Here is an 859-nt window from a genome sequence, read left to right on the forward strand (position 1 = left end):
TACTTCGCCGCCCGCGGGCCGATGCTGGCGCATGTGCTGGTCTGGGTCTCGGCCCGGAACCGTGTGACCGGCGGCACCGAGAGCATCGGCTTCTGGACCGGCGCGGATCATGCGGAATTCGTGATCGGCGGCGAGACCCGCATCTATTACGGGGCCGGGACCGCGCTCAGCGTCGATCCGCTCCGCCTGCAGACCGGCCTGCAGGAGCGCAGCCAGCGGGTGCAGCTCAGCCAGATCGCGGCCGAGACCCAGCTGGCGATCCGGGGCTATGACCCGCGCCATGCGCCGGTGGAGATCCACCGCGCGCTCTTCGATCCGCTGACCCATGCGCTGATCGGGGAGCCGCATCTGGTGCTGCGCGGCAATATCGACAAGGCGCCGGTCAGGACGCCCGCCAAGGGTGAGACCGGATCGATCGAGGTGGAAATCGCCACGGCGGCGCGGCGGCTGACCAAGCCGCTGACCCGCAAGCGGTCGGATGCCAGCCTGCGGGCGCGGGCCGGAACGGATGCCTTCCGGCAATATGCCAGCCTCGCCGACAAGGTCGAGACGCCCTGGGGCCGCAATGTCCGATCCGGCAGCACCAGCGCCCCGGCGGATGTGCCTGGGGGTGCGCCGAAGGGGGCTGACCGATGACGCCGCTCCTTCGTCTGCCCGATGCCCGGTCCCGCCTGCGCCACTGGCTGGGCGGCGTGGCCGGTCGGCCGATGCGGCCCGGCGAACATGATTGCTGCCTGTTCGGCGCGGGGGCCATCGCCGCGCAGACCGGGGTCGATCTCGCAGCACCGTTCCGGGGCCGTTACACCACCTTTGCAGGCGGGCGGCGCATCCTGCGCAAGGCGGGTTATGCGGATCATGT

At 71.0% G+C, this 859-nt stretch carries 2 protein-coding genes; both read left to right on the forward strand.

The features are described 5' to 3' along the window. Positions 1–636 (forward strand): hypothetical protein (locus PKE99_RS37930; protein ID WP_271215083.1); only part of this gene is annotated, 636 nt, incomplete at its 5' end. Continuing rightward, positions 633–859 (forward strand): DUF6950 family protein (locus tag PKE99_RS37935; protein WP_271215084.1); only part of this gene is annotated, 227 nt, incomplete at its 3' end. The genes PKE99_RS37930 and PKE99_RS37935, both read left to right, overlap by 4 nt.

The sequence above is a fragment of the Pseudonocardia halophobica genome (genome assembly GCF_027922425.1).
Lineage (GTDB): Bacteria > Actinomycetota > Actinomycetes > Mycobacteriales > Pseudonocardiaceae > Pseudonocardia > Pseudonocardia halophobica.